This is a genomic window from Mesorhizobium sp. 43Arga, from assembly GCF_053714255.1.
The window spans coordinates 1,210,259-1,234,712 of the sequence record NZ_JBSKBO010000002.1; the positions used below are offsets into that span (position 1 = coordinate 1,210,259).

Below are 24,454 nucleotides of genomic sequence, written 5' to 3' on the forward strand. Positions count from 1 at the left end.
CGGGCCTTTGCAACGCGCAGCCTGATAGGAGTGCCGCCATGGCCGAGATGACGCCCGCCTGGGCCACCGAAAAGCCGACCGCCCTTCTGGTGCTGGCCGACGGCACCGTCATCGAGGGTCGCGGCCTGGGCGCCACCGGCTCCGCCGTCGCCGAAGTCTGCTTCAACACCGCGCTCACCGGCTACCAGGAAATCCTCACCGACCCGTCCTATGCCGGCCAGATCGTCACCTTCACCTTCCCGCATATCGGCAATATCGGCACCAATGGCGAGGACATCGAGGACCTCAATCCGGCGGCCCGCGCCGGCGCCGTCGGCGCCGTGTTCAAGGCCGATGTCACCAACCCATCCAACTACCGCGCCGCCGGCCACCTCGACCAGTGGCTGAAGAAGCGCGGCATCGTTGCGCTCTCGGGCATCGACACCCGCGCGCTGACCGCGCTGATCCGCGAAAAGGGCATGCCCAACGCCGTCATCGCGCATGCGCCCGACGGCGTCTTCGACCTCGACGATCTGAAGCAGCGCGCCGCCGCATGGTCGGGCCTGATCGGGCTCGACCTTGCCAAGGAAGTCACTTCGGGCCAGTCCTCGGTCTGGCGCGAGACACCCTGGGTGTGGAACGAAGGTTTTGGCGAACAGGCCGAGCCGTCGCTGCACGTCGTGGCCATCGATTACGGCGTCAAGCGCAACATATTGCGCCTGCTTGCCGGCCTCGGCGCCAAGGTGACCGTCGTTCCGGCCAAAACCGGTTCGGAGGAAATCCTCGCCATGCAGCCCGACGGCATCTTCCTCTCCAACGGCCCCGGCGACCCGGAAGCCACCGGCGACTATGCCGTGCCGGTCATCCAGGACCTGCTGAAGACCGACATTCCGGTGTTTGGCATCTGCCTCGGCCACCAGATGCTGGCGCTGGCGCTCGGCGGCAGGACCGCCAAGATGCACCAGGGCCATCACGGCGCCAATCATCCGGTCAAGGACCACACCACCGGCAAGGTCGAGATCGTCTCGATGAACCACGGCTTTGCCGTCGATGCCGATTCACTGCCTGAGGGCGTCGAGGAAACCCATGTCTCGCTGTTCGATGGCTCGAACTGCGGCATCGCGCTCACCGGCCGCCCGGTGTTCTCGGTCCAGCATCACCCCGAAGCCTCGCCCGGCCCGCAGGATTCGCATTACCTGTTCCGCCGCTTCGTCAACCTGATCCGCGAAAAGCGCGGCGAGGAATTGCTGGCCGAGCGGGCCTGATCCTAAGCCACCGGCCGCCCCTCGCTCGCCTCCAGTATGGCGAACCATTGCTGGCGGTCGAGGCTGATCTCCAGTGCCTTGACCATTGCGGCCAGCCGTTCAGGCTTCATCGACCCCAGCACCGGCACCAGCCGGGCCGGATGCCGCAGCAGCCAGGCGATGGCGACAGCGGCGAGATCGCCGGCGCCGACTTCGGCGGCCACCGCCGCGAGCGCGGCCCGCACCCTTGCCTCGCGGCCTTCCCTGCCGGTGAACAGCGAGCCGCCGCCGAGCGGCGACCAGATCATCGGCGCGTAGGCCAGACGCTGAGCGTGGTCGAGACTGCCGTCGGTCAATGCCGACGTCTTCAGCACCGACATTTCGATCTGGTTTGTGGCGAGCGCGAATGGCAGCCGCGAGGCCAGGAGATCGAATTGCGGCGGCGTGAAATTGGAAACGCCGACCGCCCTCGCCTTGCCCGATTTGACCAGTCCGGCCAATGCCGCTGCCGTCTCGTCGGCATCCATCAGCGGATCCGGCCGGTGCAGCAGCAACAAGTCGAGATAATCGGTGCCGAGATTGGCGAGCGAGCGGTCGACCGAGGCGGTTACGTGGGCGGCGCTGGTGTCATAGTGCTTCAGCCGGTTTTGCGGCCGGTTGGCCGAGGCCAGCATGATGTCGCATTTCGAGATCAGCTCGATCTGATCGCGCTTGCCCTTCCAGCGCGACAACCCGGCGCCGAACGCCGCCTCCACCTCGTAATTCCCATAGATGTCGGCATGGTCGAAACTGGTCAGCCCGAGATCGACGGCGGCGCCGATCAGCCGCGCGACCTGATCGGCATCCGGGCGCACACCGCCGTCAAGCAGGCGCCAGGCGCCTAAGACCAGCCGCGATAGCGACACCCCGTCCCTGGTCAGCGCGATGCGGCTGTCATGGCTCATGCCTGCGCTCCATCTTCCGCGACGTTGGTCATGGCGCTTGTGACCATCGCCGGTCTCGCCACCTTGGTGACGAAGACGATGAGCGCCAGCACCAGGAAGCACGCACCGACCAGATAGGGCGCGCCGCCGAAGGTCACGGGCGCGCTTGGCCCGGTGAACCAGGAGAAGATCGCCGTGTAGAGCAGCGGCGTGATGATCGAGGTGATCGAGAAGAGCGAGGTCATCGCACCCTGCAGCTCGCCCTGCGCCGAAGGCGGCACCTTGGCGGCGGCCAGGCTCCTCAGCGGCGGGTCGGCCAGCGCTTCCAGGCACCCGACGACGATCACCGCATAGATCATCCAGCCCTGCGAGGCGAAGGCATAGCCGAAGGCGCTGACCGCCGTGAAGGTCAGGCCGATGACCGCCGTCTTCCATTCGCCGAGCCAGGGGATCACGCGCGGCAGCACGACAGCCATGACGATCGCGCCGCACAGGCCGAAAGCGCCGAGCGAAAAGCCGATCTGCTGCTGGCTCCAGCCATAGCGGTAGCTGGAGACGAACGACCACACCGCCGGGTACATCATATGGCCGAGTGTCATCAGGAAGAAGACCAGCCCGATCCAGCCGATTCCCTGATATTGGCGCATCTGCAGGAGCGTGCCGACCGGGTTGGCGCGTTTCCATTCGAAGCGGCGGCGATGTTTTTCATCGAGCGTTTCGGGGAGGAAGACCATCGCGATCAAAAAGTTCACGAAGGCGAGCCCGGCGGCGAAAAAGAACGGCACCCGCGGTCCGAACGTGCCGAGCAGTCCGCCCAGCACCGGGCCGATGACGAAGCCGACGCCGAAGGCGATGCCGAGCAGGCCGAAATTCTTGGCCCGGTTCTCGTCGTTCGAGATGTCGGCAATGAAGGCCGACGTCGTCGAATAGCTGGCGCCAGAAATGCCGGCCAGCACACGGCCGATGAACAGCATCGGAAAGGACCATGCGATCGCGCAGATCAGATTGTCGATCGAGAAGGTCAGCACCGAGGCGAGCAGGATCGGCCGCCGTCCGAAGCGGTCGCTCAACCCTCCCATGATCGGCGCGAAGAAGAACTGCATGGCCGCGTAGACGAAGAACAGCCAGCCGCCTTCGATCGCCGCCTCGCTGACGCCGACCCCGGTCAATTCCTGCAAATAGGCCGGCAGCACCGGCATGATGATGCCGAAGCCGATAATATCGAGCAGCAGGGTGGTGAAAACCAGCGCGAGGCCCCGCCTGGCGGTTTTGGGGTCGATCATGACGGGTCAGGCTCCTCTGGTCGCCCGGGGCGCAGGCGGACGAACCTTATAGGCGAGGCCGCAAAAAGGAACAATGCGAGAACAGCCAGGAGTCGTTGATCCTGACTCTCCCTGACGGCGACTTCGCCGTCAGGCCGCTGGCGTGAGACAAGTGCTTAAAGCGGGCCGCTCAGCGTGTTGCAGTCCGAAAGCTTGCCGCTCTTGTAGCCGCGCGCCAGCCAGGTCTGCCGCTGCTGCGAGGTGCCGTGGTTGAAGCTTTCCGGCACGACATAGCCCTGCATTCTCTTCTGCAGCGTGTCGTCGCCGATCTGCTTGGCCGCGTTCAGCGCGCTTTCGATGTCGCCCTGCTCCAATATGCCCTTTTGCGCCGTGTAATGTGCCCACACGCCGGCGAAGCAGTCGGCTTGCAGTTCGATGCGCACCGACAGCTGGTTGGCATCGGCCTCGCTCATGCCTTGCCGCATCTGGTTGAACTTGGACATGATGCCGGTGAGGTTCTGCACGTGGTGGCCGACCTCATGCGCGACGACATAGGCCCGCGCGAACTCGCCCGAGGCGCCGAATTTCTGGTCGAGTTGCTGGAAGAAGGTCATGTCTAGATAGACCTTGTGGTCGCCCGGACAATAGAACGGTCCGGCCGCCGCCGAGGCAAAGCCACAGGCCGAGCGAACCTGGCCGGAAAACAGCACCAGCTTAGGATCCTCATAGGTCAGGCCCTGCGACTTGAAGATGCCGGTCCAGGTGTCCTCGGTTTCGGCCAGCACGGTCGCGACGAACTGCTTCATCTCGTCATTGGCGGGTGCCGTGCCGCCGCCCTGGCCGCCGCTATTGTCTGATATCTGGCCACCGCCGCCAGGCAGCAGGCCGCCGTCACCACCGCCCAGGATCGCCGAGGGATCGAAGCCGAAATACCATCCGGCGATCACCACCAGGATGACGAGGAGGATGCTGCCGCCGCCACCGGTCCGGCCGCCGATGGGGAGTTGGAATCCGCCGCCGCCGCCGCCGATCCCGCTGCCGCCGCTGTCGCTGCGGTCGTCCTCGATATTGTCACTCTGACGACGGCCTCTCCAGAGCATGGCAACTCCCCGTGATAAACTTCCTCGTCGCTCCGGCAAGGCCGGCTCAACCCAACAAACAATTATCCCAATGGTTGCGCCAAGTCACAGTGTTTTTCGATGGCCAAGGCGATGCCGGCATCACCGGTCACCGCTCTGGCCGGAAGCTTGGAAGGCTTGTAGCATCGCCCGTGACGGCGGAATGCGAGGGGCGGTTGCGAACGATCGGTCAAATATTGTTGGCGTTGGCATTGAGTTGCCTGGGCTTGCGGGGTGCCGGCGCGGTGACGCTCGATTCCAGCGTCGCCGTCACCGACCCCGCCACCTTGCAGGCGCTGGAGCGCGACGGCCTGTCGATCAGCCGCCTGCTCGGACCCGCGCTCGGCCTCACCCGCGATGTCGACAATCACGGCCTGTTTTCCGTCCCGGCGCTGGCCACGGTGCGCGACACGGTCAAGCAGCAAATATCGGACGAGCCGAAGACCAGCCCCGACCCCTATGTCGCCGATATGGCGAAGTCGAACGACACCAGCCAGAAATTCAACCCGAAATACATCGACGATGACGGCTCGACGCTCGACCTGACCGGCGTCGTCAACCGCATGGATCGCGGCTATCTCGGCCACACCGAATGCGGCGAGATAAGGCTGATCTACCGCTTCCACTATTCGGTCGCCGAAAAGCCGGCCAAGGGCAAGGTGGCGCAGCGCATCTCCTCGCGCCTGCCGCTGACGATGAGCCTGGTTTTCAACGCCAAGCCGAGGCAGGCGCAGGCGCGTGCCTCGAAGGATCTGCCAAGTGCCACCGACGTGTCCTGCGCCGAGGTCGCCCAACGCTGGCTCGCCGCCGGCCAGAAAGACCTGCCGCCCGAGCAACTGGCCGCGTGGCTGCGCTCCGACGAAGGCCCGCTTTCGGGCGCAATGCTTAATTCCTCGCAGATCATGCGGCTCGAACTCAACATGCAGGTGCTGCGCCTGTCGGCCTCGACACGGCGCGATTTCGGCGGCCACGCCGAATATCTCCTGAAGATCTTCAAATGGGATCCGGCGATTTCGAGCTTCCATGAATCGAGGATGGAGAACCAGATCGACCGGGCGACAGTACTGGCCGACAAGCCGTCCTTCGCCAAATGGCTGCTCACCGACCGCAACCTCTATGATCTCGACCATGGCCGGCTGGTCATCGACGAGAAGTTCCTGGCCAAGAGCGCCGTTTCCGTCGCGCCGGGCGGCCTGAGCCGCTCGCAGAACAACATCGCCTATGGGCTGGTCGACGATGCAGACATCGACAAGGCCTTGAAGGACTATGTCGCCAGGGGCAACAAGCTCGCCACCATCAAATCGGTTGCCGGCTTCAATTTGCGGCTGAACGAGATGAGCTGCACCGGCTGCCATCAGACGCATGGCATTGCCGGCTTCCATTACACCGGCGCCGATCCGGCCAGCGAACCGCGCCGCAACGCCGTCTTCGTGCCCGGCTCGGCGGTATTCTTCGCGGACCTGCCGCGCCGCCGCGCCATCGTCGAGCAGTTCGCCGCCGGCGGCCACCCGGATTTCACGCGCGGCTTCGCCGCCCGCCCGGACCAGAAATATGCCGAAGCGCTGAAGGGCACCGATCTCTACAATGGCTGGGGTTCGATCTGCTATCGCGGTGACGACGCAAGCTTCAAGGACTGGACCTGCGGCTCGGGCCTGCGCTGCGCCGGCGTCCACGAAAGCGCCATCCATCCGGGCTTCGGCACCTGCGTCAGCGAGAAGGGCACCGCGGTCGGCGATCCTGTCGAGTTCGGCGAGATCAAAATGTCGACATGGGGCAACGACCAGTATTGCCGCCTGTCGCCGGCCACCGCCAAGGCCTGCGCCATCGACCCCGCACACGACAAGAAACCATTGGTCAAACTCGCCGGCTATGGCGCGGCGCGCCAGCGCTACGACAACCCCGAGCAGAAGACCGGCGGCTTTCCCGGCGGCATGCTGCGCAAGGCGACCTGCGACAAGCTTCCCGACGAGGCGACATGCGGCCGTCTCGCCAAGACCGGCTTCAACGACTGCATCGCGTCGGGCAAGGACCACAAATTCTGCACCAGGGAATTCACCAAGACCGCCGGCCTGCGCGCCTGCGACAAGGCGCATCCCTGCCGCGAGGACTATATCTGCACCGCCGGCTATGACGACCTGCCCCAGGCCAAGCCTGGCGAAGGCACCTGCATCCCGCCCTATTTCATCTTCCAGTTCCGCGTCGACGGCCACCCCAGAAGCTGGGTGCAGGACGTCCGCGAGTGAGAGAACGGTTGCCGCAGGCAAATTGAAGGTCCAGCAGACCTTTCAAAGGGCTCGAACGCCCATAGGAGGGGTAACCGGCCGCTGAACAGGCAGCTTCCGCCTGCCGCCGACGTCGGCCCGCACTCAGCCTCTCTGCTTGGCGCCGGCGCTCTTGCCATCGGAGCTTTTCGAGCGCTCCTCGAAACGCGCAGCGCCTTTCTTCATGGGGCGGCCGGTTTCGGCTTCGGTCTTGCGCTCGTCCTTCGCCGCCGCCTGCTTCAATCCCTTGGCGGCCTGCTTGCCCTTCGCTGTCGGTGCCTGTTCGACGCCCATTGCTTCCTCCCTTGGCGCGAGATCAGCGCTATGTGAGGAGCAACGTGCGTAAGGGCCTGCGGTTCCGGCGACCGCACTGAGAACGGCTGAGCAATTTAGCGCGGCGCCGTCATCGCCTTGCGGAACGCTTCCAGCGTCTCGGCGCTGACATGGTGCTCGATGCCCTCGGCATCGATGCGCGCGGTCTCGGCGCTGACACCGAGCGAGCGCAGGAAGGCTTCCACCGTCTGGTGGCGGATGCGGCTTTCCTGCGCCACCTTGCGGCCGGTCTCGGTCAGGAACACGCCGCGATAGGGTTTTCTCGACACCAGCCCGTCGGCGCAGAGCCGCGTCAGCATCTTGGCCACCGTCGGCTGGGCGACGCCGAGACGCGCGGCGATGTCGACCTGGCGCGCCTCGTTGCCGTCCTCGATCAGGTCGGCGATCAGCTCGACATAATCCTCGACCAGCGCGCTGCGGCGCGCTTGGCGCTGTTGCCGGAATCCTTCCGAATGGACATCGGCGTCGGGCAATGGCTCACGCGGGACGGGTCTGTTCTTCAGCGCCAATGCGCGCTCCTCCTCGGGAGTTTAGCCGTTCCTGCTTTATAGCACGGGCTCTGATTCTTCAGGCCGTTTATTTGCATTCCCCCACAGGCGCAACCGGCGCTTCCGATCGCCGCTTCGCAGACCCGGCCGAATGCCCGGCAAAAAGCACAAACAATGAAATATAGCCTATTGCATAATGTTGAGCCATGGCATAGCTTACAGATATCCTCCCGGAAGTCTCGGAAAGCCTTTTCATGTCAGATGCAGAAGCCGCAGCCTCTCGATCCTCATGGCGGTTCGCCGGACGGGACGAGGACGACCAGCCCAGCCTGCGCGAGGTCAATTCCACCATCGCCGTGCCGAGCTCGGGCGTCTGGTTCCGCCGGCTGTTCGCCTTCATTGGACCGGGCTACATGGTTTCGGTCGGCTATATGGACCCGGGCAACTGGGCGACCGACCTCGCCGGCGGCGCCCAGTTCGGCTACACGCTGCTGTTCGTCATCATGCTGTCCAACCTGATGGCGATCCTGCTGCAGGCGCTGGCCGCGCGGCTTGGCATCGCCACCGGCCGCGACCTCGCCCAGGCCTGCCGCGCCTATTATCCCCGCCCGGTCAATTTCGTGCTGTGGATCGCCTGCGAACTCGCCATCATCGCCTGTGACCTCGCCGAAGTCATCGGCACCGCGATCGCATTAAAGCTTCTGTTCGGCATTCCGCTGATCGGTGGCGCCATCCTCACCGCGCTCGACGCCTTCCTCGTGCTGCTGTTGATGAACAAGGGGTTCCGCTATCTCGAAGCCTTCGTCATCGCGCTTTTGATCATCATCTTCGGCTGCTTTGCCATCCAGATCTTCGTCGCCGCCCCGCCGGCCGGCACGATCCTGCATTCGATGTTCGTGCCGTCGCCGGAGATCGTCACCAACCCCGCAATGCTCTACATCGCCATCGGCATCATTGGCGCCACGGTCATGCCGCACAATCTCTATCTGCACTCCTCGATCGTGCAGACCCGTGCCTATGAGCGCACCGAAAACGGCAAGCGCGATGCCATCAAATGGGCGACGACGGACTCCACCATCGCCCTGATGCTGGCGCTGTTCGTCAACGCCGCCATCCTGATCGTCTCGGCCGTCGCCTTCCACAACACCGGCCACCAGAATGTGGCCGAGATCGACCAGGCTTTCGAGCTACTGTCACCGCTGCTCGGCCTCGGCATCGCGTCGATCCTGTTCGCCGTGGCGCTGCTTGCTTCCGGCCTGAATTCGACGGTGACGGCGACGCTTGCCGGCCAGATCATCATGGAAGGGTTCTTGCGCCTGCGTATCCCCAACTGGGCACGGCGGCTTCTGACGCGCGGCCTCGCCATCATTCCCGTGGTGGCCGTCACCGCGCTCTATGGCGAGAAAGGCACCGGCCAGTTGCTGGTGTTCAGCCAGGTGATCCTGTCGATGCAGCTGCCCTTCGCGGTAATCCCGCTGGTGCAGTTCGTCTCCGACAAGAAGAAGATGGGCAACCTCGCCATTCCGCGCGGTGTCGCAGCACTGGCCTGGGTGGTCGCGGCGATCATCCTCGTGCTCAACTTCAAGCTGCTCTACGACACGCTGTTCGGGGTCGGCTGAGGCGCGAATCCGGAGACAAACCGCAGAATCGCGCTATCTTTCCTGGCGTCATGAGCAACATTGAAGACATCAGGAAATTCTACGGCCGGCTGATGGCCGCCAATGCCGCCTCATCGGATCCACGCCTGGAGGAGGTCTTCGCCACTGTTCCGCGCGAAGCCTTTCTTGGCCCGGGACCGTGGACGATCGTCGCCGGCAACGGCAAGGTCACCACGCCGAGCGCCGACCCGGCCCATGTCTACCAGAACGTGCTGGTCGCGCTCGATGCCGACAAGGGCATCAACAATGGCGAGCCGTTCCTGCACGCCATGTGGATCGGAAAACTGGCGCCAAAACCCGGCGAGACCGTCACGCATATCGGCGCCGGCACCGGCTACTACTCCGCGGTGCTGGCGAGGCTGGTTTCACCTGGCGGCACCGTGACCGCCTTCGAGCTCGACGGCAGGCTGGCCGAACTGGCGCGCAAGAATCTCGAAGCCTACGGCAACGCGACGGTCGTCCATGGCGACGCCGTGACCACGCCCTTGCCGCCATCCGACATCATCTATGTCAACGCCGGCGTCGTCGCCCCTCCAATCGGATGGCTGAAGGCGTTGCGCCCCGGCGGCCGCATGATCTTTCCCTGGCGCCCGGCCGAACGCGTTGCGCTGGCGGTGATGGTGACCCGCACCGAAAAAGGTTTTAGCTGCGCCCCGTTCATGCGCTCGTGGTTCATTCCATGTGTCGGCGCCTCGGTTGCTGACCCCGCGGCGAAGATCCCGTCGCGCGACCAGGCCGTGCGCAGCCACTCGATCTGGCTGACATCGGACAAGGTGCCGGACCGCACCGCCACCGCCATCTTCGGCGACGTCTGGTTCTCGACGAAAGACGTCCGCGCCAAACCCGGCAGTTGACGCATCGATGCGCGGATTTGGCCAAAATTCCTCAGGCTCAGTCGGGGTGGGTGCGGGCCGACCGTCCTTGGGCCATAATCCGGGCGCGAGGGCGTGGATGGAACAAGGGAGAGACCCATGAGAAAGATCATCGCCGCCACCTTCGTCAGTCTCGACGGCGTCATGCAGGCACCCGGTGGACCGGACGAGGATCCGGTCGGCGGCTTCAAGTTCGGCGGCTGGACTTTCCATTACTTTGACGAGGTGGGCGGCGCGGCGATGGATGAGCTCTTCTCCAAGCCCTTCGCCCTGCTGCTCGGCCGCAGAACCTACGACATCTTCACCGCCTACTGGCCGTACCAGAAGGATTCGATCGCCGGTGCCTTCAACCCCGCGACCAAATATGTGGCGACGCATCGGCCCGACACACTCACCTGGCAGAACACGCAATGGCTTGGGGAAGACATCGTCGCGGCGTTGCGCCGCCTCAGCCAGCAGAATGGGCCCGACCTGCTCATCCAGGGATCGGCCAACCTGATCCAGACCTTGCTCGCCAACGGGCTGATCGACGAGATCCGGCTGATGATCTTCCCGCTGTTGCTGGGCAAGGGCAAGCGTCTGTTCGGCGATGACGCGATGCCGGCCGCTTTCAAGCTTGTGAAGTCGCGGGCGTCCAACACCGGCGTCATCATCGCAACCTACGAACGCGCGGGCGAAATCAAGATCGGCTCCTTTGTCACGGGCGAACCGTCCGACGCCGAACTCGAGCGACGCAGGAACTGGAAGTAGCTTTGCAGGACCTGGGTTCTTCCAGGTCTCAAGCCGCCTGCGCTCGCCGCGCCAATCCATCGCGTATATGCCGCGCGAACTCCTGCGCGGCAGGCCCGACGCCGTGCCGCGGCAGATGCAGATTGATGGCAAAATTCGGCAGTGGCGGTAGGCCGGCCTCGAACGGCAAGATGTCGAGATCGGCCGGCACGGTGGAGGCCAGCCAGGTGGTGACGGCGAGGTCGGAGCGCACTGTCGCGGTCGTGGCGTCGATGTTGCCGTTCTCGAACACGGTGCGCCATTCCAGTCCATGCTCGTTGAGCGCCGCAAGCACCACCGGACGAAAGGCGCAGGTGTCGGCGACGATCGACACCGGCAGCGGCCGCTTGGCGCGGGCGACCCCGCCTTTGGCGCCGACCCATACCAGCCGGTCGATGGCCAGGCATTCACCGGATGTCGGGCCGACCCGCTCCTCGATCACCGCAAGGTCGATGGTTCCGGCGGCAAGCGCTGACGCCAACTCAGGCGATGACGTGCAGACCAGCGAAATCTCGACCTGCGGATAGGTTTCCGCATAGGCCTTCAGCACCGGCGCCAGCAGCGTGCCGACGAGATCATAGGGCACGCCGAGCCGTACCTTGCCGGCGACCGCCGAGCCCGCCATCTCGGCCCAGATTTCGTCATTGAGGCTGAGTAGGCGCTTGGCTTTGTCGAACAGCCGCTCGCCGGACCGCGTCAGGCGCAGGCCGCGCCGGTCGCGTTCGAACAGGCCGCAGCCAAGCGTCTCCTCCAGGCGCTTGACCTGCTGGCTGACGGCACCTTGCGTCAGATGCAGCGCATTGGCGGCCGCCGTCATGGTGGCCTTGTCGGCGACGGTGACGAAGGTGCGGAGCAGCGCCGTATCGAGATTGCGGATCATATCGGCATTATAGATGCTAATGCTGGTTATCGCAAACATTGCATTTACTGATGCTAGGCCAAGGCTACCATGGAGTTTCCGACAAAGGACGTTCCATGCTCCAGCCTATCCTGCCGCTCATCCTGTTTGCCTTCGTGGCCACCGCCACGCCCGGCATCGCCACGACCTTGTCGACCGCCTCGGGTGCACGGTTCGGTTTTCGCCGTTCGGTTCCGCTGGTAATCGGCAGTGCCGCCGGCCTGGCTACCGTGACGGGGGCGGCAGCCGCCGGGCTCGCCGGCCTGCTGCTTGCGGTGCCTTCGCTGCAGCTTGCTATGAAGATCGCTGGCTCGCTCTACCTCCTGTGGCTGGCGATCAAGATCGGCCGCGCCGGTCCGCCCAATCTCGATGTGACGATGGCCAGGCCGAACAGCTTCCTCGGCGGCGCCGGCATCCAGTGGATGAACCCCAAGGGCTGGGCGATGGGGCTCGGCGCGGCCGCGTCGTTCGCCGCGCTGGCCGACGGGCCGGGACAGCTCGCTATGCTGCTCGGCTCTACCTTCGGCCTCGCTGCCGCCATCTCGCTGTCCGTCTGGTGCATTGCCGGCATGGTGCTCGCCCGCCTGCTCAAGACCGAATGGCAATGGCGCGCCCTCAACATCGTGCTGGCGCTGGTGCTCGCCGCCTCGATCATTCCGATGTGGCGGTCAGCTTAAGACACTCAAGCCAAGTTTGTGCCAATACCCCCACCCGGACCTGCGGTCCGACCTCCCCATAAGGGGGAGGTGGGCGCGTGCCTTTTCCATGTCTCAACCAGATGGCGTGCCCCGACCCTCCCCCTTGTGGGGAGGGTCGACCCGCATAGCGGGTCGGGGGGGTGCTGGTTCGCAAGGCGAACCAGCCCTTGGCCCTCAAGCCGCGTAGCGCGCCGCCGGCTTGTCGGCGTGCAGGCTGCCGTAGAAGGCCTGGCGGGCGCCGAGGAATGTGTCCAGCTTGCCGGCATCGGCAAGCGCCGGCACGGTGACGGCTTCGCCCCTGGCCAGGCCGACAAGCGCGGCATCGACCATATCGTCAGCGGTCATGATGATCTCCTTCGGAAGCTGGTCGATATCACTGCCGGCCAGTTCCCAGAAATCGGTCCGGGTCGCGCCCGGCAACACCACCTGCACTTTCACGCCCGTACCCGCGACCTCGCGGTGCAGGGCCTCGGTGAAGTTGACGACATAGGCCTTGGTGCCGCTGTATATGCCGCCGAACGAGGTTTCATAGGCAAGCACCGAGGCGATGTTGACGATGGCTCCCCGGTTGCGCGCCAGAAGTCCCGGCAGCACGGCACGGGTAAGGCGCGTCAAGGCGATGACATTGACCTTGATCATGCGCTCGGCCGCATCGGCGTCGGCCGTTGCAACCACCTGCTGGCCGCCAAGGCCTGCATTGTTGACCAGCAGCGTCACGCTCTCGTCGGCCGATATCACCCGCTCGACACGGCGCACATCATCGTCGTCGGAGAGATCTGCTGCGATGAAGCTGACCTTGCGATCGTAGGCGTAACGCAGCTTTTCGGCCAATTCCTCGAGCCGGTCAGCGCGCCGCGCCACCAGCACGAGATCATAGCCCTGCCCGGCCAGCCTGTCCGCATAGACCGCGCCGATGCCAGACGACGCGCCGGTGACGACCGCCGTGCCCTTGTTTTCCTGTCCACTCATTGTCCTGTTCCTTCTGTCTCTGTTCGCTTCGACCTGGCCGCCGGCGCCGCAGGCATTCGCCTCGGCTCGCCGGCGCGCCGCCGGATTGATTTAGTGGCATATACCACTTTCGACGAAGTAGGCATATGCCACTATCTTGTCAATAACGGCGTTCGGGATTATTTGTCGGGCAGCGGCCGAACAGAATTTTCACCGGCGCCGAGGGACCACCATGCCGAAAGACAACCTGCCCGGGCTGACAGCCTGCAACTACGCCATGCTGCGGCGCGCGACGCGCAAGCTCGGCCAATTCTATGACGACGTGCAGGCGCCGTCCGGCCTAAAGGCCACGCAACAGGGCCTGCTCTACCAGATCCACATCGGCGACGAACCGGCGATGGGCGCCATTGCCGCTGCCCTGGTCATGGACCTTTCGGCGCTCGGCCACACGCTGAAGCCGCTGATCCGCGACGGCTATGTCGAGACCTTCGCCGATCCGGACGACCGCCGCATCAAAAGGGTGCGGCTGACCCAGCAGGGGCGCATCAAGCTCGATGAGGCGATGAAGCTGTGGCAAGTCGCCCAGCAACGCTTCGAGGATGTGGTGGGCAAGGAAAAGGCGGAACGCCTGCGCGCGGTGCTGGATGACATCAGCGCGCTGGATTTCGATCTGCCGCCGGCTGCCTGAGCAATTCCAGCAAAAGTGTGAAACGGTTTTCCCGGGAAAAGCGCGCAGCGCTTTCCCTTGGGAATTGCGTCAAAATGGATTGCCAGCCGACGGCTTTCGAAGAGACTATTCGGCCGGCATCGCGACCGGTCGTGCCGCCCAGCGGCCGGCCAGCACGATGCCCAGCCCGACGATCGGGAAGGCCGCGGCGACCAGGCCGAGATCGGCCGGCGCGCCGTAGCGCAGTACGCCACCGCCGACCACCGCGCCCAGCGCCACGCCGAGATAGAGCGCCGACGCGTTGAGCGACAGCACGATCGGGGCGGCATCGGGCGCCAGCTTGATGATGCGGCTGGCCTGTGCCGGCGGGAACGCCCAGCCGACGATGCCCCACGGCACCATCATCGCCATCAGCGCCGGTCCGGCAATGTGCTGCGGCAGGAAGGTCGGGATCACCGAAAGCATCACCAGCATGGCCGCGCTCAGCACCAGCGACCAGCCGACCGTGCGGGTGGCGCCGAACCGGTCGGCCGCCTGGCCGCCGGCAATGTTGCCGATGACGGCGCCGACACCGAAGGCGAGCAGCATGCCGGGCAGTGCGATCTGGCTCAGTCCGGCGCCCTCGATAGCGAGCGGCGCGACAAAGGCAAAGACGGTGAAGGCGCCGATCAGCGCCAGCAATGTCGTGATAAGGATCGGCATCACGCCGGGACGCATGGCCGCCGCCAGCCGATGCTTCAGCGGCAGCCTGGTGCCGATGATGCCGCGCGGCAGCCGGTACCACAGGATGGCGCCGGCCAGCGCGCCGAGCCCGGCTATGGCGTAGAAGGTGCCGCGCCAGCCGGCGATCGTCGCGACCAGCGCGCCGAGCGGTGCCCCGACGGCGACGGCCACCGTGGTGCCGCCGACGACGACGGCAATGGCGCGTGCCCGGTGATGGTCATCGACCAGCGCCACTGCAGTGCCCTGCGCGGTCGCGGCGAACAGGCCCGACGAGAGCGCCATGATGATGCGTGCGATCAACAGCACTTCGAAGGAAGAGCTCAAGGCGGCGGCAATGTTGCCGATGACGAAGAACACCAGCGTCCACAGGATGACGCGGCGCCGGTCCCATTCGCCGGTCAGCGTCGCCAGGATCGGCGTGCCGATCGCATAGGCCAGCGCGAAGGCGGTGATCAGCGATCCGGCGAGTGGAATGGAAATGCCGGCATCCCTGGCGATGTCGGGCAGGAGGCTGGAGATGACGAAGCCTTCGGTCGAAATCGCAAACGATCCGAGCGCAAGCCAGAAAATCCTCTTGTCCATGGCTGGTGTCCTTAGTTCAAAAGTTATTGAACAATTGGACATAACAGGGCATGATGTCAATGAAGCTAGGGCAAAATAACTGAACCATCCTGACAGCACTGTGTCAGCACGGTCAGCTATCGAGGGGAGAAACAGCATGTACGGGCACGGCAGCATCGGCGCGTTGAAATCGGCCCGAACTGCGCTTAGTTTCCAGCCATGACGCTACCTCATCCCAATACGGACCAGATCAGCCTGCCCATCGTGCTCGGCGTGCTCGGCGACCCAACGCGGCTCGCCATCGTGCGCTATCTCGCCAGCAAGGAAGGCGTGCCGCTGAACTGCAGCCAGTTCCTCGATCTCGGCTCCAAGACCAATCTCAGCTACCACTTGGCCAAGCTGCGCGAGGCCGGCGTCACCCGCGCCGAAGTGGTCGGCACCAACCGGATGATCACGCTGCGCCGCGCCGATCTCGACGCCCGCTTCCCCGGCCTGCTCGACAGCGTCATCGCCGCGGCGGTTGACGACTCCGCCCTGCCGGCGGTCGGCGGCCACGATATCGAGATGCCGGCCTGACCCTTTTCCTCTCCTTGCGAAGCGGGGGAGAGGAACCCAAGTCCTGCCAGGGTCGCTCTACCGACCGCCACACGTTAACCACGGAGCCTCTCCGCATGCGCATAGCCGTCCTCGCCGATATCCATGGCAACGTCCTGGCACTCGATGCCGTGCTGGAGGATTTGGCGCGTCGCGGCGGCGCCGAGCTCACCGTCAATCTCGGCGACAGCGTCTCCGGCCCGCTCTGGCCGCGCGAGACTTTTGAGCGCCTGGAAGCGCTGAACCTGCCGACGGTGCGCGGCAACCATGACCGCCGCGTCGCGGTCGATCCGGCCGACGAGACCATGTGGGCGTCCGACGTCTATGCGCAGGAGCGCTTGACGAAGGCACAGCGCGAAGTGCTGTTCGCCCAGCCGCTGACGCTGGAGATCGCACCCGGCATCGTCGCCTTCCATGCCTGCCCCGACCATGACGAGAAATACCTGCTCGACGCGATCGTCGATGGCCAGTTGGTGCGCGCGCCGCTTGCGGCGATCGGGCGGCGGCTGAAAGCGCTCGACCCGGCCTGCCGCATTGCGCTGTGCGGTCACAGCCATCGCCCGGAGCTGGTCCGCATCCCCGACGGTCCCGTCATCTTCAATCCGGGCAGCATCGGCTGCCCCGCCTATGACGATTCCACCCCGCCGGCGCATGTTTCCGAACAGGGTTCGCCGCATGCGCGCTACGGCATCGTCACCTTGGGCGGCGCCGGCCGGCGCGATCGTTTCGAGACGATCGCCGTCGACTACGACCATGAGGCGGCTGCGCGTCAGGCTGAACAGGCAGGGCGGCCGGAATGGGCGTATGCGCTCAGGACTGGATTCATGCCGGGCTGAGCGAAGCTCATGCCCCGGGGGATTGCCTTGCGTTCATGCCGGCTGAACGCAGCCTCATCTGACCAGGTGAGACGCCTTCGCGGCCGCACTCAAGGCGTAAAACATCTCGCTTGTAGACACGGCGGCGCGGCGTCGCTTATAAAACCGGCTTCGCGTGCGGCAGCGTTTTGGGTTCGGGCGGTGCCTTTGGGAATACAATTGATCGCCGACAGCCAAGTGACAAGGCGCCGAATTACGCTGCGGACAACGCTCTTGGCGCTGATGGCCGCTCCCTTGCTGCTGACGGCGCTTGTTGCCGTTGTCCCGGCCCATGCCGAAGAGACGCCCTTCATCTCCGTCGTCACCGGTCTCGCGCCCGACGACCTGCTCAATATCCGCGCCAAGCCCTCGGCGATCGGCAAGACCGAGGCGCGTGTCGCTGCCGGTGCGAGTGTCAGGAACCTCGGCTGCAACGACATTGACGGGCACCCCTGGTGCAAGATTGAGTCAGACAATCCCAAAGCCATCGGCTGGGCTCCGGCACGCTATCTGGTTCCCGTCAATCCAGCCGTTGTGCCCCCCGACCAGGTGGATGCTGGAGTGGATGCGGCGACGCCAGCTTCCGGCGACCCAGCCACCCCAACGCCTTCCGCAGCGCCCTCTACCCAGGCATCGAACCCCGCCGCACCGCAGTCCGATCTGGCGGCGCGGCTCGGCGGCGTTGCCCATCCCGTCACGCCTGAAGCCCCGAAATCCGCCGCCGACATCGCCATGCAGGATGCCTACGGCCTGGCGCTGGCGGCGACTGAAACCCCGCCGACCGGAGAAATCCCCACCCTCGCCCCGAATACCGCCGCGGCACCCGATACCGGCACGGCAGCGGGATCGGTTCCCGTTCCCACGCCGCGCCCTCAAGCCGCCGCGTCCGCCGTCGGCACGCAGACCTTTGCGGAACTGCCGCCGCAGCCGACCTTCCTTGCCTCGGGCGGTGCCGTCGAGATTCCCTGCGCCCGCTATGTCGGCCAGCCGATGGCGCGCTGCGCGGCTGCCACCGTGCACAAGGGCGCCGACAAGGCCGAAATCACCGTGACCTGGCCCGATGGCGGCACGCGCCTCATCTCCTTCTACGGCGGCCTGCCGGCCGGCTCGGACGCCAAGGGCGATTTCCGCTTCACCCGCGAGGGCAGCCTGAGCATGATCCGCATCGGCGTCTCCGAACGCTTCGAGATCACGGATGCGGTGGCGTTTGGGAAATAGGTGTTAGGCAGTAGGGAATAGGCACTAGGCGCTTCAACCTCCCCTACTGCCTAATCCCTACTGCCCCAATCCCTCATTTTCGGGGTTACATCCGCCAAAACTCTTCCCTATAAGGCCCACCTAGCCTGATACCAGAATCGCGAGCACAACCGGCCGGGTCTTCCCGTCCCGGTTTTTTGTGTGAAGCCGCCCGCCGAACGGACCTATGACATGCCAAGACGCACCGACATCAAGTCGATCCTGATCATCGGGGCCGGCCCCATCGTCATCGGCCAGGCCTGCGAGTTCGACTATTCCGGCACCCAGGCGTGCAAGGCGCTGAAGGAGGAAGGCTTCCGCGTCATCCTGGTCAATTCCAACCCGGCCACCATCATGACCGACCCGGAACTGGCCGACGCCACCTATATCGAGCCGATCACGCCGGAGGTCGTCGCCAAGATCATCGCCAAGGAACGCCCCGACGCGCTGCTGCCGACCATGGGCGGCCAGACCGCGCTCAACACCGCTTTGTCGCTGCGCCGCATGGGCGTGCTCGACCGCTACAATGTCGAGATGATCGGCGCCGACGCCACGGCCATCGACAAGGCCGAGGACCGCGCGCTGTTCCGCGAGGCGATGAGCAAGATCGGCCTGGAAACGCCGAAGTCGATGCTGGCCAACGCCACCGACGTCAAGAACGCCGACCGCAAGACGCACGAGGCCGAGCGCGCCGCGCTCAAGGCCGAGAAGCCGGCCGATCTCGACGCCGCGCTCGACGCCTTGGAAACCCGCTGGAACCTCGGCGAAGGCGACCGCAAGCAGCGCTACATCAGCCATGGCATGGCGATCGCCGCCCAGGCGCTCGACCATGTCGGCCTGCCCGCCATCATCCGCCCCTCCTTCACCATGGGCGGCACCGGCGGCGGCATCGCCTACAACAGGGCCGAATTCTACGACATCGTCCAGTCCGGCCTCGACGCCTCGCCGACCACCGAAGTGCTGATCGAGGAGAGCGTGCTCGGCTGGAAGGAGTATGAGATGGAGGTCGTCCGCGATAAAGCGGACAATTGCATCATCGTCTGCTCGATCGAGAACATCGACCCGATGGGCGTGCATACGGGTGACTCGATCACCGTTGCCCCGGCGCTGACCCTCACCGACAAAGAATACCAGATGATGCGCAACGCCTCGATCGCGGTGCTGCGCGAGATCGGCGTCGAGACCGGCGGCTCCAACGTGCAGTTCGCCGTCAATCCGGCCGATGGCCGCCTCGTCGTCATCGAGATGAACCCGCGCGTCTCGCGCTCCTCGGCGCTGGCTTCGAAGGCGACCGGCTTCCCGATTGCCAAGATCGCCGCCAAGCTTGCCGTCGGCTACACGCTGGACGAGCTGGAGAACGACATCACCGGCGGCGCCACGCCTGCCTCGTTCGAGCCGTCGATCGACTACGTGGTCACGAAGATCCCGCGTTTTGCCTTCGAGAAATTCCCCGGCGCCGAGCCGGTGCTGACGACTGCGATGAAGTCGGTCGGCGAAGTCATGGCCATCGGCCGCACCTTCCAGGAATCGCTGCAGAAGGCTCTGCGCGGCCTGGAAACCGGCCTCACCGGTCTCGACGAGATCGAAATCCCCGGCCTCGGCCATGGGGCGACGGCTGCCAACCACGCCGACGACCGCAACGCCATCCGCGCCGCACTCGGCACGCCGACGCCGGACCGGCTGCGCATGGTGGCGCAGGCGATCCGCATGGGCACCTCGTTGGAAGACGTGCACGCAATGTGCAAGATCGACCCGTGGTTCCTCGAACAGATTGCCGGCATCCTGGCCATGGAAGCCCGCATCCGCGAGCACGGCTTGCCCGCCGACGCCGTCAATCTGCGCATGCTGAAGGCCATGGGTTTCTCCGATGCCCGCCTGGCCTCGCTGACCAGGACCGACGCAGAAGTGGTCGCGAAGATCCGCGAGAAGCTCGACGTTCATCCGGTCTACAAGCGCATCGACACTTGCGCCGCCGAGTTCGCCTCGCCCACCGCCTATATGTACTCGACCTATGAAGTGCCGTTTGCCGGCGCGCTGGCCAACGAGGCGCAGGTCTCGTCGCGCAAGAAGGTAGTCATCCTCGGCGGCGGTCCGAACCGCATCGGCCAGGGCATCGAGTTCGACTATTGCTGCTGCCATGCCGCCTTCGCCCTGCGCGACGCCGGCTATGAAGCGATCATGATCAACTGCAACCCGGAGACGGTGTCGACCGACTACGACACGTCGGACAGGCTCTATTTCGACCCGCTGACGGCGGAGGACGTGCTGGAGATCCTGCGCGCCGAGCAGGCCTCGGGCGAACTCGTCGGCGTCATCGTCCAGTTCGGCGGCCAGACTCCCCTGAAACTGGCCGATGCGCTGGAGAAGGCTGGCATCCCGATCCTCGGCACCTCGCCCGACATGATCGATCTGGCCGAAGACCGCGACCGATTCCAGAAGCTCCTGCACAAGCTGAACCTTAGCCAGCCGAAGAACGGCATCGCCTATTCGGTCGAGCAGGCCCGCCTCGTCGCCGGCGAGCTCGGCTTCCCCTTGGTGGTGCGCCCGTCCTATGTGCTCGGCGGCCGCGCCATGCAGATCATCCATGACGAGAGCATGCTGCAGAGCTACCTGCTCGACACCGTGCCCGGCCTAGTGCCGGAGGACATCAAGCAGAAATACCCCAACGACAAGACCGGCCAGATCAACACGCTCTTGGGCAAGAACCCGCTTTTGTTCGACACCTATCTCTCAGGCGCCATCGAGGTCGATGTCGACTGCCTCTGCGATGGCAAGGCGACCTTCGTGTCCGGCATCCTCGAGCACATCGAGGAGGCCGGCATCCATTCGGGCGACTCGGCCTGCTCGCTGCCGGTGCACTCGCTGCCTTCCGAGCTGGTCGACGAGCTGGAGCGCCAGACGGCGGCCCTTGCCCGCGCGCTCAATGTCGGCGGGCTGATGAACGTGCAGTATGCGATCAAGGACGGCACGGTCTATGTGCTGGAGGTCAACCCGCGCGCCTCGCGCACCGTGCCCTTCGTCGCCAAGACCATCGGCCGGCCGATCGCCAAAATCGCGGCCCGCATCATGGCCGGCGAAACGCTGGAAGACGCCTTCGCCCATTATGGCGCGATGCCCGATCCGAGGAACCCCGGCCACATCGCGGTCAAGGAAGCCGTCTTCCCCTTCGCCCGCTTCCCCGGCGTCGACATCCTGCTCGGCCCGGAAATGCGCTCGACCGGCGAGGTCATGGGCCTCGACCGCGACTTCGCGCTGGCCTTCGCCAAGAGCCAGCTCGGCGCCGGCGTCGACCTGCCGCGCTCCGGCACGCTGTTCGTCTCGGTGCGCGACGAGGACAAGAAGGGCATATTGCCGGCGGTGAAGCGCCTCGCCGGCCTCGGCTTCAAGGTTCTGGCAACATCAGGCACGGCCCGCTTCCTCGGCGAAAACGGCGTCGTCGCCGAGAAGATCAACAAGGTCCTGGAAGGCCGCCCCCACATCGAAGACGCCATCCGCAACCGCCAGGTGCAGATCGTCTTCAACACCACGGACGGCCAGAAGGCGGTGTCGGACTCGAAGTCGCTGCGCCGGGCAACGCTGATGCAGAAGGTGCCGTACTACACGACGCTGTCGGGCGCTGCGGCGGTGGCCGAGGCGATCGCGGCGCTGAAGGCGGGGAGCCTGGAGGTCAGGCCGCTGCAGGAGTATTTTGGCTGAGGTAAGCAAACTTCGGCGAATAATAATTGGCTGACAGCGGATTGCAGCGTGCTTCACACATCCTTTCCTAGCTCTTTTCTCATACCTACTCTTAGTTTTAGATCCTTCGATATTCCCTCCATTTCAGGGAAAAGCCTGTTTGCATAGATTCCCATAAGCATAAGATCCTCAAGGGCCTCAACCGCAGCAGAGGTTGGAATTAGAAATCGTATCAGGATTTGCGGGTCGACCGATTTACCACTCCAAACAAATTCGTTGAGGAACCGATCATTGGTATTTAGCCTGGTAAAACGCCCTTCCTGGTTTTTCATTCGTTGGTTTTCGACGTCTCGTATATGGATGATCTCCGCCAGCGAGGTATCAACTCGGCTCTTGAAGGTCTCGGAATCAAGGGCCCATATAGCGATAAATCCATCACTATCCGTCCGTGGGTGGGTAGTAATATGATCGAACAAGCCAAAAAAAGCGGCCACGTACGGGCTCCGTGACCAATCAAGCAACCGTGTCGGAAGACCGTAGTGTTGAGCAACAGCCGCAACAACCGGATCAGTCGCATCACAATCCCAACGCCGATATGCCCCAGCGCCGTCGAAGAAGGAACGTATCCAGAATTTCTCTCGACTATTGCGATCTATCAGAGGTTTAGCGCCGATGAGTCTATCGAATGATGACTCTAGATCCCACTTTCCGACCCTTTGGCCGCGAAATAGATATTTTCCTATTATGTATTCTTTGTTGTTGATGTCAGGCAGGAACTGGCGGAACTCCGACTTGAATGCAGGCCATCCTGAAAACGTTTTCTCAAGTGCCATAGACCACTCCCTGCGTCGGCCTTATGCCATAAGCATCAATCAGCGTTGGATGAAATACGAAGAACTCTGCATCCATTGGCAGTCTAGAGATGACATATGGGCTATTGTTATTGTTTGTGTGGATATATTGGACAACATTAGCCTCAGACCCACGCCTATGTACAGCCAGCATGCCGTGCTTCCAAAGGTGATCAAATATCTCTTCAACAAGAGCATTGTCAAAATCATTTTCGGATGGACTAGATGAAATCATACCTCTGTACCTTTTCATAGATACCCGCTCTTCTCCTATAAAATATATTAACCTTTCTATCTGATCCTCGTAGTGCCTAACAATTACACTCTTGGCGCTCTCGGACCGTTTATACGCATGGTAATCTATCCGACCTCTTATAAACTCACTAACAGACAGATGTATGGCAATCGATTCGACGACCTCTAAGGCTATTGATCTTGCACACGATGATATTATTTCAACCAATTTACCAGGGGTTAATTTTCCATTCTTAGCATTCACCAGAGATATAGCATTTCCAATCTGAACAATGTCCCTTGGAAGATATCTCGTATGCCGTATCAGATATGAAACAACATCCTGACTAATACCTCTCCTCTCCATAAATATTTCTGTAAAACCTATCCATCTATATATTAAATCCCTGCCTTTTGCACTTTTGGGATTTTCCGCAAAACATCCCTTATCCATAGATTCTAATTTTCTTATCAGAAAATGTATCGCGGCATCCGGCCTCCAGCTCAGATAGGCGATATATATCGAGTCGTGAGATTTTCTCCCATGCTCCGACTCTTGCGTAAACAAATAGACAAGCTCTCTAATGGATGCAACAATATGCAGCCGGTGATTTGACTCCGGATCATAAACTCTACTTAGTATAAAATTAAATAATCCGGTCTGGAAATCCATCCAATCGATAGGAGCAGATGAGAAGTTTTGATCTAGCGTATCAAGAAATATAAATATTGGTGGCACATTTTGAATAAGAGCCTCTGAAAAATTCTCGATCAGGCCCCATCTCTGATCATTTAGGTAATCGTCCATTGATATAAAACTGTTCTTTTTCCTTATTATATGCGTCATCACGCTCGCTACCGTAGAGGTTGAGGTGGTAGCCATAATTAATTCTTGACAATTAGTCCCAATATATTCTGGAAAACCCTTAATTATCTGCTTGTACGTATCGGAATGTTTTCCGCCGTACTCTATGTTTTTTATCACGCAGGATATTATTGACGCTTTCCACAGTAGAACCCACCGCTGTATCCTATCCGTTCGATCCGGATATATACTCGCAAAATCTCTTAGCGTCGAATTTGATGGAACTTCATTTCTCTGTAGTAGTAGTAAATATTCATCGGCGACAGTAGCCGACACTCGAAGCCGAGCCAGCTGCCTACTTTTTCCAGCTCCCTTCCTCCCGATCAGAATACGAACCCGGCGATCGTTCTCAGAAAGGGCAATAGCACCCCATTTAGCCGTGTCGTGAAATTGTATGTATTGGCCAGGATTTTCTGACGCGCCTTCCAACTGTCCGAACGGCCCATTTCTGCCTACTAATTGGATGTCGTCTTCCATAACTCGTCCCCATATCCCCCCGTTTATTTTATGCCGTAGTTATAAGGAGGCGGTCAATCCGGTATTATAATGGCCGATTGCTAACCGCCGCTCACACTCGGCAAGTTTGTTTAGTGCGCTTTTTTTGTAGCGCCCCTTACTAGGCACTTTCTTCAACATGCCTTTGGGCGGGCCGTGCCACTTTATCGGAGAAACTTGAGGCGCGACTTCTGTTGAAGCTAACCCCACTAACGCCTTCAAGACCCGAGTACTTGAGATGCAAGATAC

The 24,454-nt window shown here is 62.9% G+C and carries 21 protein-coding genes; 11 read left to right on the top strand and 10 right to left on the bottom strand.

Going from position 1 to position 24,454, the window contains the following annotated elements; all coding sequences use genetic code 11:
• Positions 1 to 38: 38 nt before the first annotated feature.
• Positions 39 to 1,244, top strand: a complete 1,206-nt coding sequence (carA, locus tag ACWGS8_RS12465; RefSeq protein ID WP_454581199.1) for a glutamine-hydrolyzing carbamoyl-phosphate synthase small subunit — start codon at positions 39 to 41, stop codon at positions 1,242 to 1,244.
• 2 nt (positions 1,245 to 1,246) lie between these two features.
• Here carA and ACWGS8_RS12470 read toward each other — a convergent pair whose 3' ends face one another.
• The 3 genes from ACWGS8_RS12470 to ypfJ all read right to left on the bottom strand — a co-directional run bounded on the left by ACWGS8_RS12470 (position 1,247) and on the right by ypfJ (position 4,508).
• Positions 1,247 to 2,167: an aldo/keto reductase gene (locus tag ACWGS8_RS12470; protein ID WP_454581200.1), complete on the bottom strand. Its 921-nt coding sequence runs from the start codon at positions 2,165 to 2,167 to the stop codon at positions 1,247 to 1,249.
• Positions 2,164 to 3,429 (bottom strand): TCR/Tet family MFS transporter, encoded by a 1,266-nt coding sequence (locus ACWGS8_RS12475; protein ID WP_454581201.1) that lies wholly within the window; start codon positions 3,427 to 3,429, stop codon positions 2,164 to 2,166. The genes ACWGS8_RS12470 and ACWGS8_RS12475 overlap by 4 nt, the downstream gene beginning before the upstream one ends.
• Before the next feature lie 155 nt (positions 3,430 to 3,584).
• On the bottom strand, positions 3,585 to 4,508 hold the full coding sequence (gene ypfJ / locus ACWGS8_RS12480) for a KPN_02809 family neutral zinc metallopeptidase (protein ID WP_454581202.1): 924 nt from the start codon (positions 4,506 to 4,508) through the stop codon (positions 3,585 to 3,587).
• A 230-nt stretch (positions 4,509 to 4,738) separates the two neighbouring features.
• Between ypfJ and ACWGS8_RS12485 the strand changes: the two genes are divergently transcribed.
• The gene (locus ACWGS8_RS12485) at positions 4,739 to 6,769 is read left to right on the top strand and encodes a hypothetical protein (RefSeq protein ID WP_454581203.1); all 2,031 of its coding nucleotides are present in this window, start codon (positions 4,739 to 4,741) and stop codon (positions 6,767 to 6,769) included.
• A 123-nt stretch (positions 6,770 to 6,892) separates the two neighbouring features.
• On the opposite strand, the gene ACWGS8_RS12490 is transcribed toward ACWGS8_RS12485, so the two are convergent.
• Positions 6,893 to 7,081 carry a hypothetical protein gene (locus ACWGS8_RS12490; protein WP_454581204.1) on the bottom strand — a complete coding sequence of 63 codons (189 nt, stop codon included), beginning with the start codon at positions 7,079 to 7,081 and terminating at the stop codon, positions 6,893 to 6,895.
• 95 nt (positions 7,082 to 7,176) lie between these two features.
• Positions 7,177 to 7,629 carry a manganese-binding transcriptional regulator MntR gene (gene mntR / locus ACWGS8_RS12495; protein ID WP_454581205.1) on the bottom strand — a complete coding sequence of 151 codons (453 nt, stop codon included), beginning with the start codon at positions 7,627 to 7,629 and terminating at the stop codon, positions 7,177 to 7,179.
• Positions 7,630 to 7,862: 233 nt separating this feature from the next.
• On the opposite strand from mntR, the gene ACWGS8_RS12500 reads away from it, so the two are divergent.
• The 3 genes from ACWGS8_RS12500 to ACWGS8_RS12510 all read left to right on the top strand — a co-directional run bounded on the left by ACWGS8_RS12500 (position 7,863) and on the right by ACWGS8_RS12510 (position 10,888).
• A complete protein-coding gene (locus ACWGS8_RS12500; RefSeq protein ID WP_454581206.1) occupies positions 7,863 to 9,227 on the top strand; it encodes an Nramp family divalent metal transporter in 1,365 nt (454 codons plus the stop codon).
• Positions 9,228 to 9,277: 50 nt separating this feature from the next.
• Entirely contained in the window at positions 9,278 to 10,120 is an 843-nt protein-coding gene (locus ACWGS8_RS12505; RefSeq protein ID WP_454581207.1) for a protein-L-isoaspartate O-methyltransferase family protein, read from the top strand.
• 117 nt (positions 10,121 to 10,237) lie between these two features.
• Positions 10,238 to 10,888 (top strand): dihydrofolate reductase family protein, encoded by a 651-nt coding sequence (locus tag ACWGS8_RS12510; protein ID WP_454581208.1) that lies wholly within the window; start codon positions 10,238 to 10,240, stop codon positions 10,886 to 10,888.
• Between the two features lie 28 nt (positions 10,889 to 10,916).
• Here ACWGS8_RS12510 and ACWGS8_RS12515 read toward each other — a convergent pair whose 3' ends face one another.
• On the bottom strand, positions 10,917 to 11,825 hold the full coding sequence (locus ACWGS8_RS12515) for a LysR substrate-binding domain-containing protein (protein WP_454581209.1): 909 nt from the start codon (positions 11,823 to 11,825) through the stop codon (positions 10,917 to 10,919).
• Positions 11,826 to 11,881: 56 nt separating this feature from the next.
• Between ACWGS8_RS12515 and ACWGS8_RS12520 the strand changes: the two genes are divergently transcribed.
• Positions 11,882 to 12,481 (top strand): LysE family translocator, encoded by a 600-nt coding sequence (locus tag ACWGS8_RS12520; RefSeq protein WP_454581210.1) that lies wholly within the window; start codon positions 11,882 to 11,884, stop codon positions 12,479 to 12,481.
• Between the two features lie 195 nt (positions 12,482 to 12,676).
• Here the strand turns inward: ACWGS8_RS12520 and ACWGS8_RS12525 are convergent, their stop codons facing one another.
• Complete coding sequence (locus ACWGS8_RS12525; RefSeq protein ID WP_454581211.1) at positions 12,677 to 13,471, bottom strand: SDR family NAD(P)-dependent oxidoreductase; 795 nt, start codon at positions 13,469 to 13,471, stop codon at positions 12,677 to 12,679.
• 211 nt (positions 13,472 to 13,682) lie between these two features.
• Between ACWGS8_RS12525 and ACWGS8_RS12530 the strand changes: the two genes are divergently transcribed.
• Positions 13,683 to 14,138: a MarR family winged helix-turn-helix transcriptional regulator gene (locus tag ACWGS8_RS12530; protein ID WP_454581212.1), complete on the top strand. Its 456-nt coding sequence runs from the start codon at positions 13,683 to 13,685 to the stop codon at positions 14,136 to 14,138.
• Between the two features lie 105 nt (positions 14,139 to 14,243).
• Here the strand turns inward: ACWGS8_RS12530 and ACWGS8_RS12535 are convergent, their stop codons facing one another.
• Positions 14,244 to 15,422: an MFS transporter gene (locus tag ACWGS8_RS12535; RefSeq protein WP_454581213.1), complete on the bottom strand. Its 1,179-nt coding sequence runs from the start codon at positions 15,420 to 15,422 to the stop codon at positions 14,244 to 14,246.
• 198 nt (positions 15,423 to 15,620) lie between these two features.
• Between ACWGS8_RS12535 and ACWGS8_RS12540 the strand changes: the two genes are divergently transcribed.
• The 4 genes from ACWGS8_RS12540 (at position 15,621) to carB (ending at position 21,781) form a co-directional block, all read left to right on the top strand.
• A complete protein-coding gene (locus ACWGS8_RS12540; protein WP_454581214.1) occupies positions 15,621 to 15,977 on the top strand; it encodes an ArsR/SmtB family transcription factor in 357 nt (118 codons plus the stop codon).
• Between the two features lie 95 nt (positions 15,978 to 16,072).
• Positions 16,073 to 16,831 carry a metallophosphoesterase family protein gene (locus tag ACWGS8_RS12545; protein ID WP_454581215.1) on the top strand — a complete coding sequence of 253 codons (759 nt, stop codon included), beginning with the start codon at positions 16,073 to 16,075 and terminating at the stop codon, positions 16,829 to 16,831.
• Positions 16,832 to 17,011: 180 nt separating this feature from the next.
• Entirely contained in the window at positions 17,012 to 18,067 is a 1,056-nt protein-coding gene (locus ACWGS8_RS12550; RefSeq protein WP_454581216.1) for an SH3 domain-containing protein, read from the top strand.
• 210 nt (positions 18,068 to 18,277) lie between these two features.
• Entirely contained in the window at positions 18,278 to 21,781 is a 3,504-nt protein-coding gene (gene carB, locus ACWGS8_RS12555; protein WP_454581217.1) for a carbamoyl-phosphate synthase large subunit, read from the top strand.
• Between the two features lie 53 nt (positions 21,782 to 21,834).
• On the opposite strand, the gene ACWGS8_RS12560 is transcribed toward carB, so the two are convergent.
• Positions 21,835 to 22,593, bottom strand: coding sequence for an FRG domain-containing protein (locus tag ACWGS8_RS12560; RefSeq protein ID WP_454581218.1), 759 nt, complete (start codon positions 22,591 to 22,593; stop codon positions 21,835 to 21,837).
• Positions 22,583 to 24,187, bottom strand: coding sequence for a P-loop ATPase, Sll1717 family (locus tag ACWGS8_RS12565; RefSeq protein ID WP_454581219.1), 1,605 nt, complete (start codon positions 24,185 to 24,187; stop codon positions 22,583 to 22,585). Before ACWGS8_RS12565 ends, ACWGS8_RS12560 begins: the two co-directional genes overlap by 11 nt.
• Positions 24,188 to 24,454 lie beyond the last annotated feature (267 nt).

Coding starts and splice junctions, on each gene's coding strand:
- carA (WP_454581199.1), top strand. CDS start 39: ATGGCCGAGATGACGCCCGCCTGGGCCACCGAAAAGCCGACCGCCCTT.
- ACWGS8_RS12470 (WP_454581200.1), bottom strand. CDS start 2,167: ATGAGCCATGACAGCCGCATCGCGCTGACCAGGGACGGGGTGTCGCTA.
- ACWGS8_RS12475 (WP_454581201.1), bottom strand. CDS start 3,429: ATGATCGACCCCAAAACCGCCAGGCGGGGCCTCGCGCTGGTTTTCACC.
- ypfJ (WP_454581202.1), bottom strand. CDS start 4,508: ATGCTCTGGAGAGGCCGTCGTCAGAGTGACAATATCGAGGACGACCGC.
- ACWGS8_RS12490 (WP_454581204.1), bottom strand. CDS start 7,081: ATGGGCGTCGAACAGGCACCGACAGCGAAGGGCAAGCAGGCCGCCAAG.
- ACWGS8_RS12500 (WP_454581206.1), top strand. CDS start 7,863: ATGTCAGATGCAGAAGCCGCAGCCTCTCGATCCTCATGGCGGTTCGCC.
- ACWGS8_RS12505 (WP_454581207.1), top strand. CDS start 9,278: ATGAGCAACATTGAAGACATCAGGAAATTCTACGGCCGGCTGATGGCC.
- ACWGS8_RS12510 (WP_454581208.1), top strand. CDS start 10,238: ATGAGAAAGATCATCGCCGCCACCTTCGTCAGTCTCGACGGCGTCATG.
- ACWGS8_RS12515 (WP_454581209.1), bottom strand. CDS start 11,825: ATGTTTGCGATAACCAGCATTAGCATCTATAATGCCGATATGATCCGC.
- ACWGS8_RS12520 (WP_454581210.1), top strand. CDS start 11,882: ATGCTCCAGCCTATCCTGCCGCTCATCCTGTTTGCCTTCGTGGCCACC.
- ACWGS8_RS12525 (WP_454581211.1), bottom strand. CDS start 13,471: ATGAGTGGACAGGAAAACAAGGGCACGGCGGTCGTCACCGGCGCGTCG.
- ACWGS8_RS12530 (WP_454581212.1), top strand. CDS start 13,683: ATGCCGAAAGACAACCTGCCCGGGCTGACAGCCTGCAACTACGCCATG.
- ACWGS8_RS12535 (WP_454581213.1), bottom strand. CDS start 15,422: ATGGACAAGAGGATTTTCTGGCTTGCGCTCGGATCGTTTGCGATTTCG.
- ACWGS8_RS12540 (WP_454581214.1), top strand. CDS start 15,621: ATGACGCTACCTCATCCCAATACGGACCAGATCAGCCTGCCCATCGTG.
- ACWGS8_RS12545 (WP_454581215.1), top strand. CDS start 16,073: ATGCGCATAGCCGTCCTCGCCGATATCCATGGCAACGTCCTGGCACTC.
- carB (WP_454581217.1), top strand. CDS start 18,278: ATGCCAAGACGCACCGACATCAAGTCGATCCTGATCATCGGGGCCGGC.
- ACWGS8_RS12560 (WP_454581218.1), bottom strand. CDS start 22,593: ATGGCACTTGAGAAAACGTTTTCAGGATGGCCTGCATTCAAGTCGGAG.
- ACWGS8_RS12565 (WP_454581219.1), bottom strand. CDS start 24,187: ATGGAAGACGACATCCAATTAGTAGGCAGAAATGGGCCGTTCGGACAG.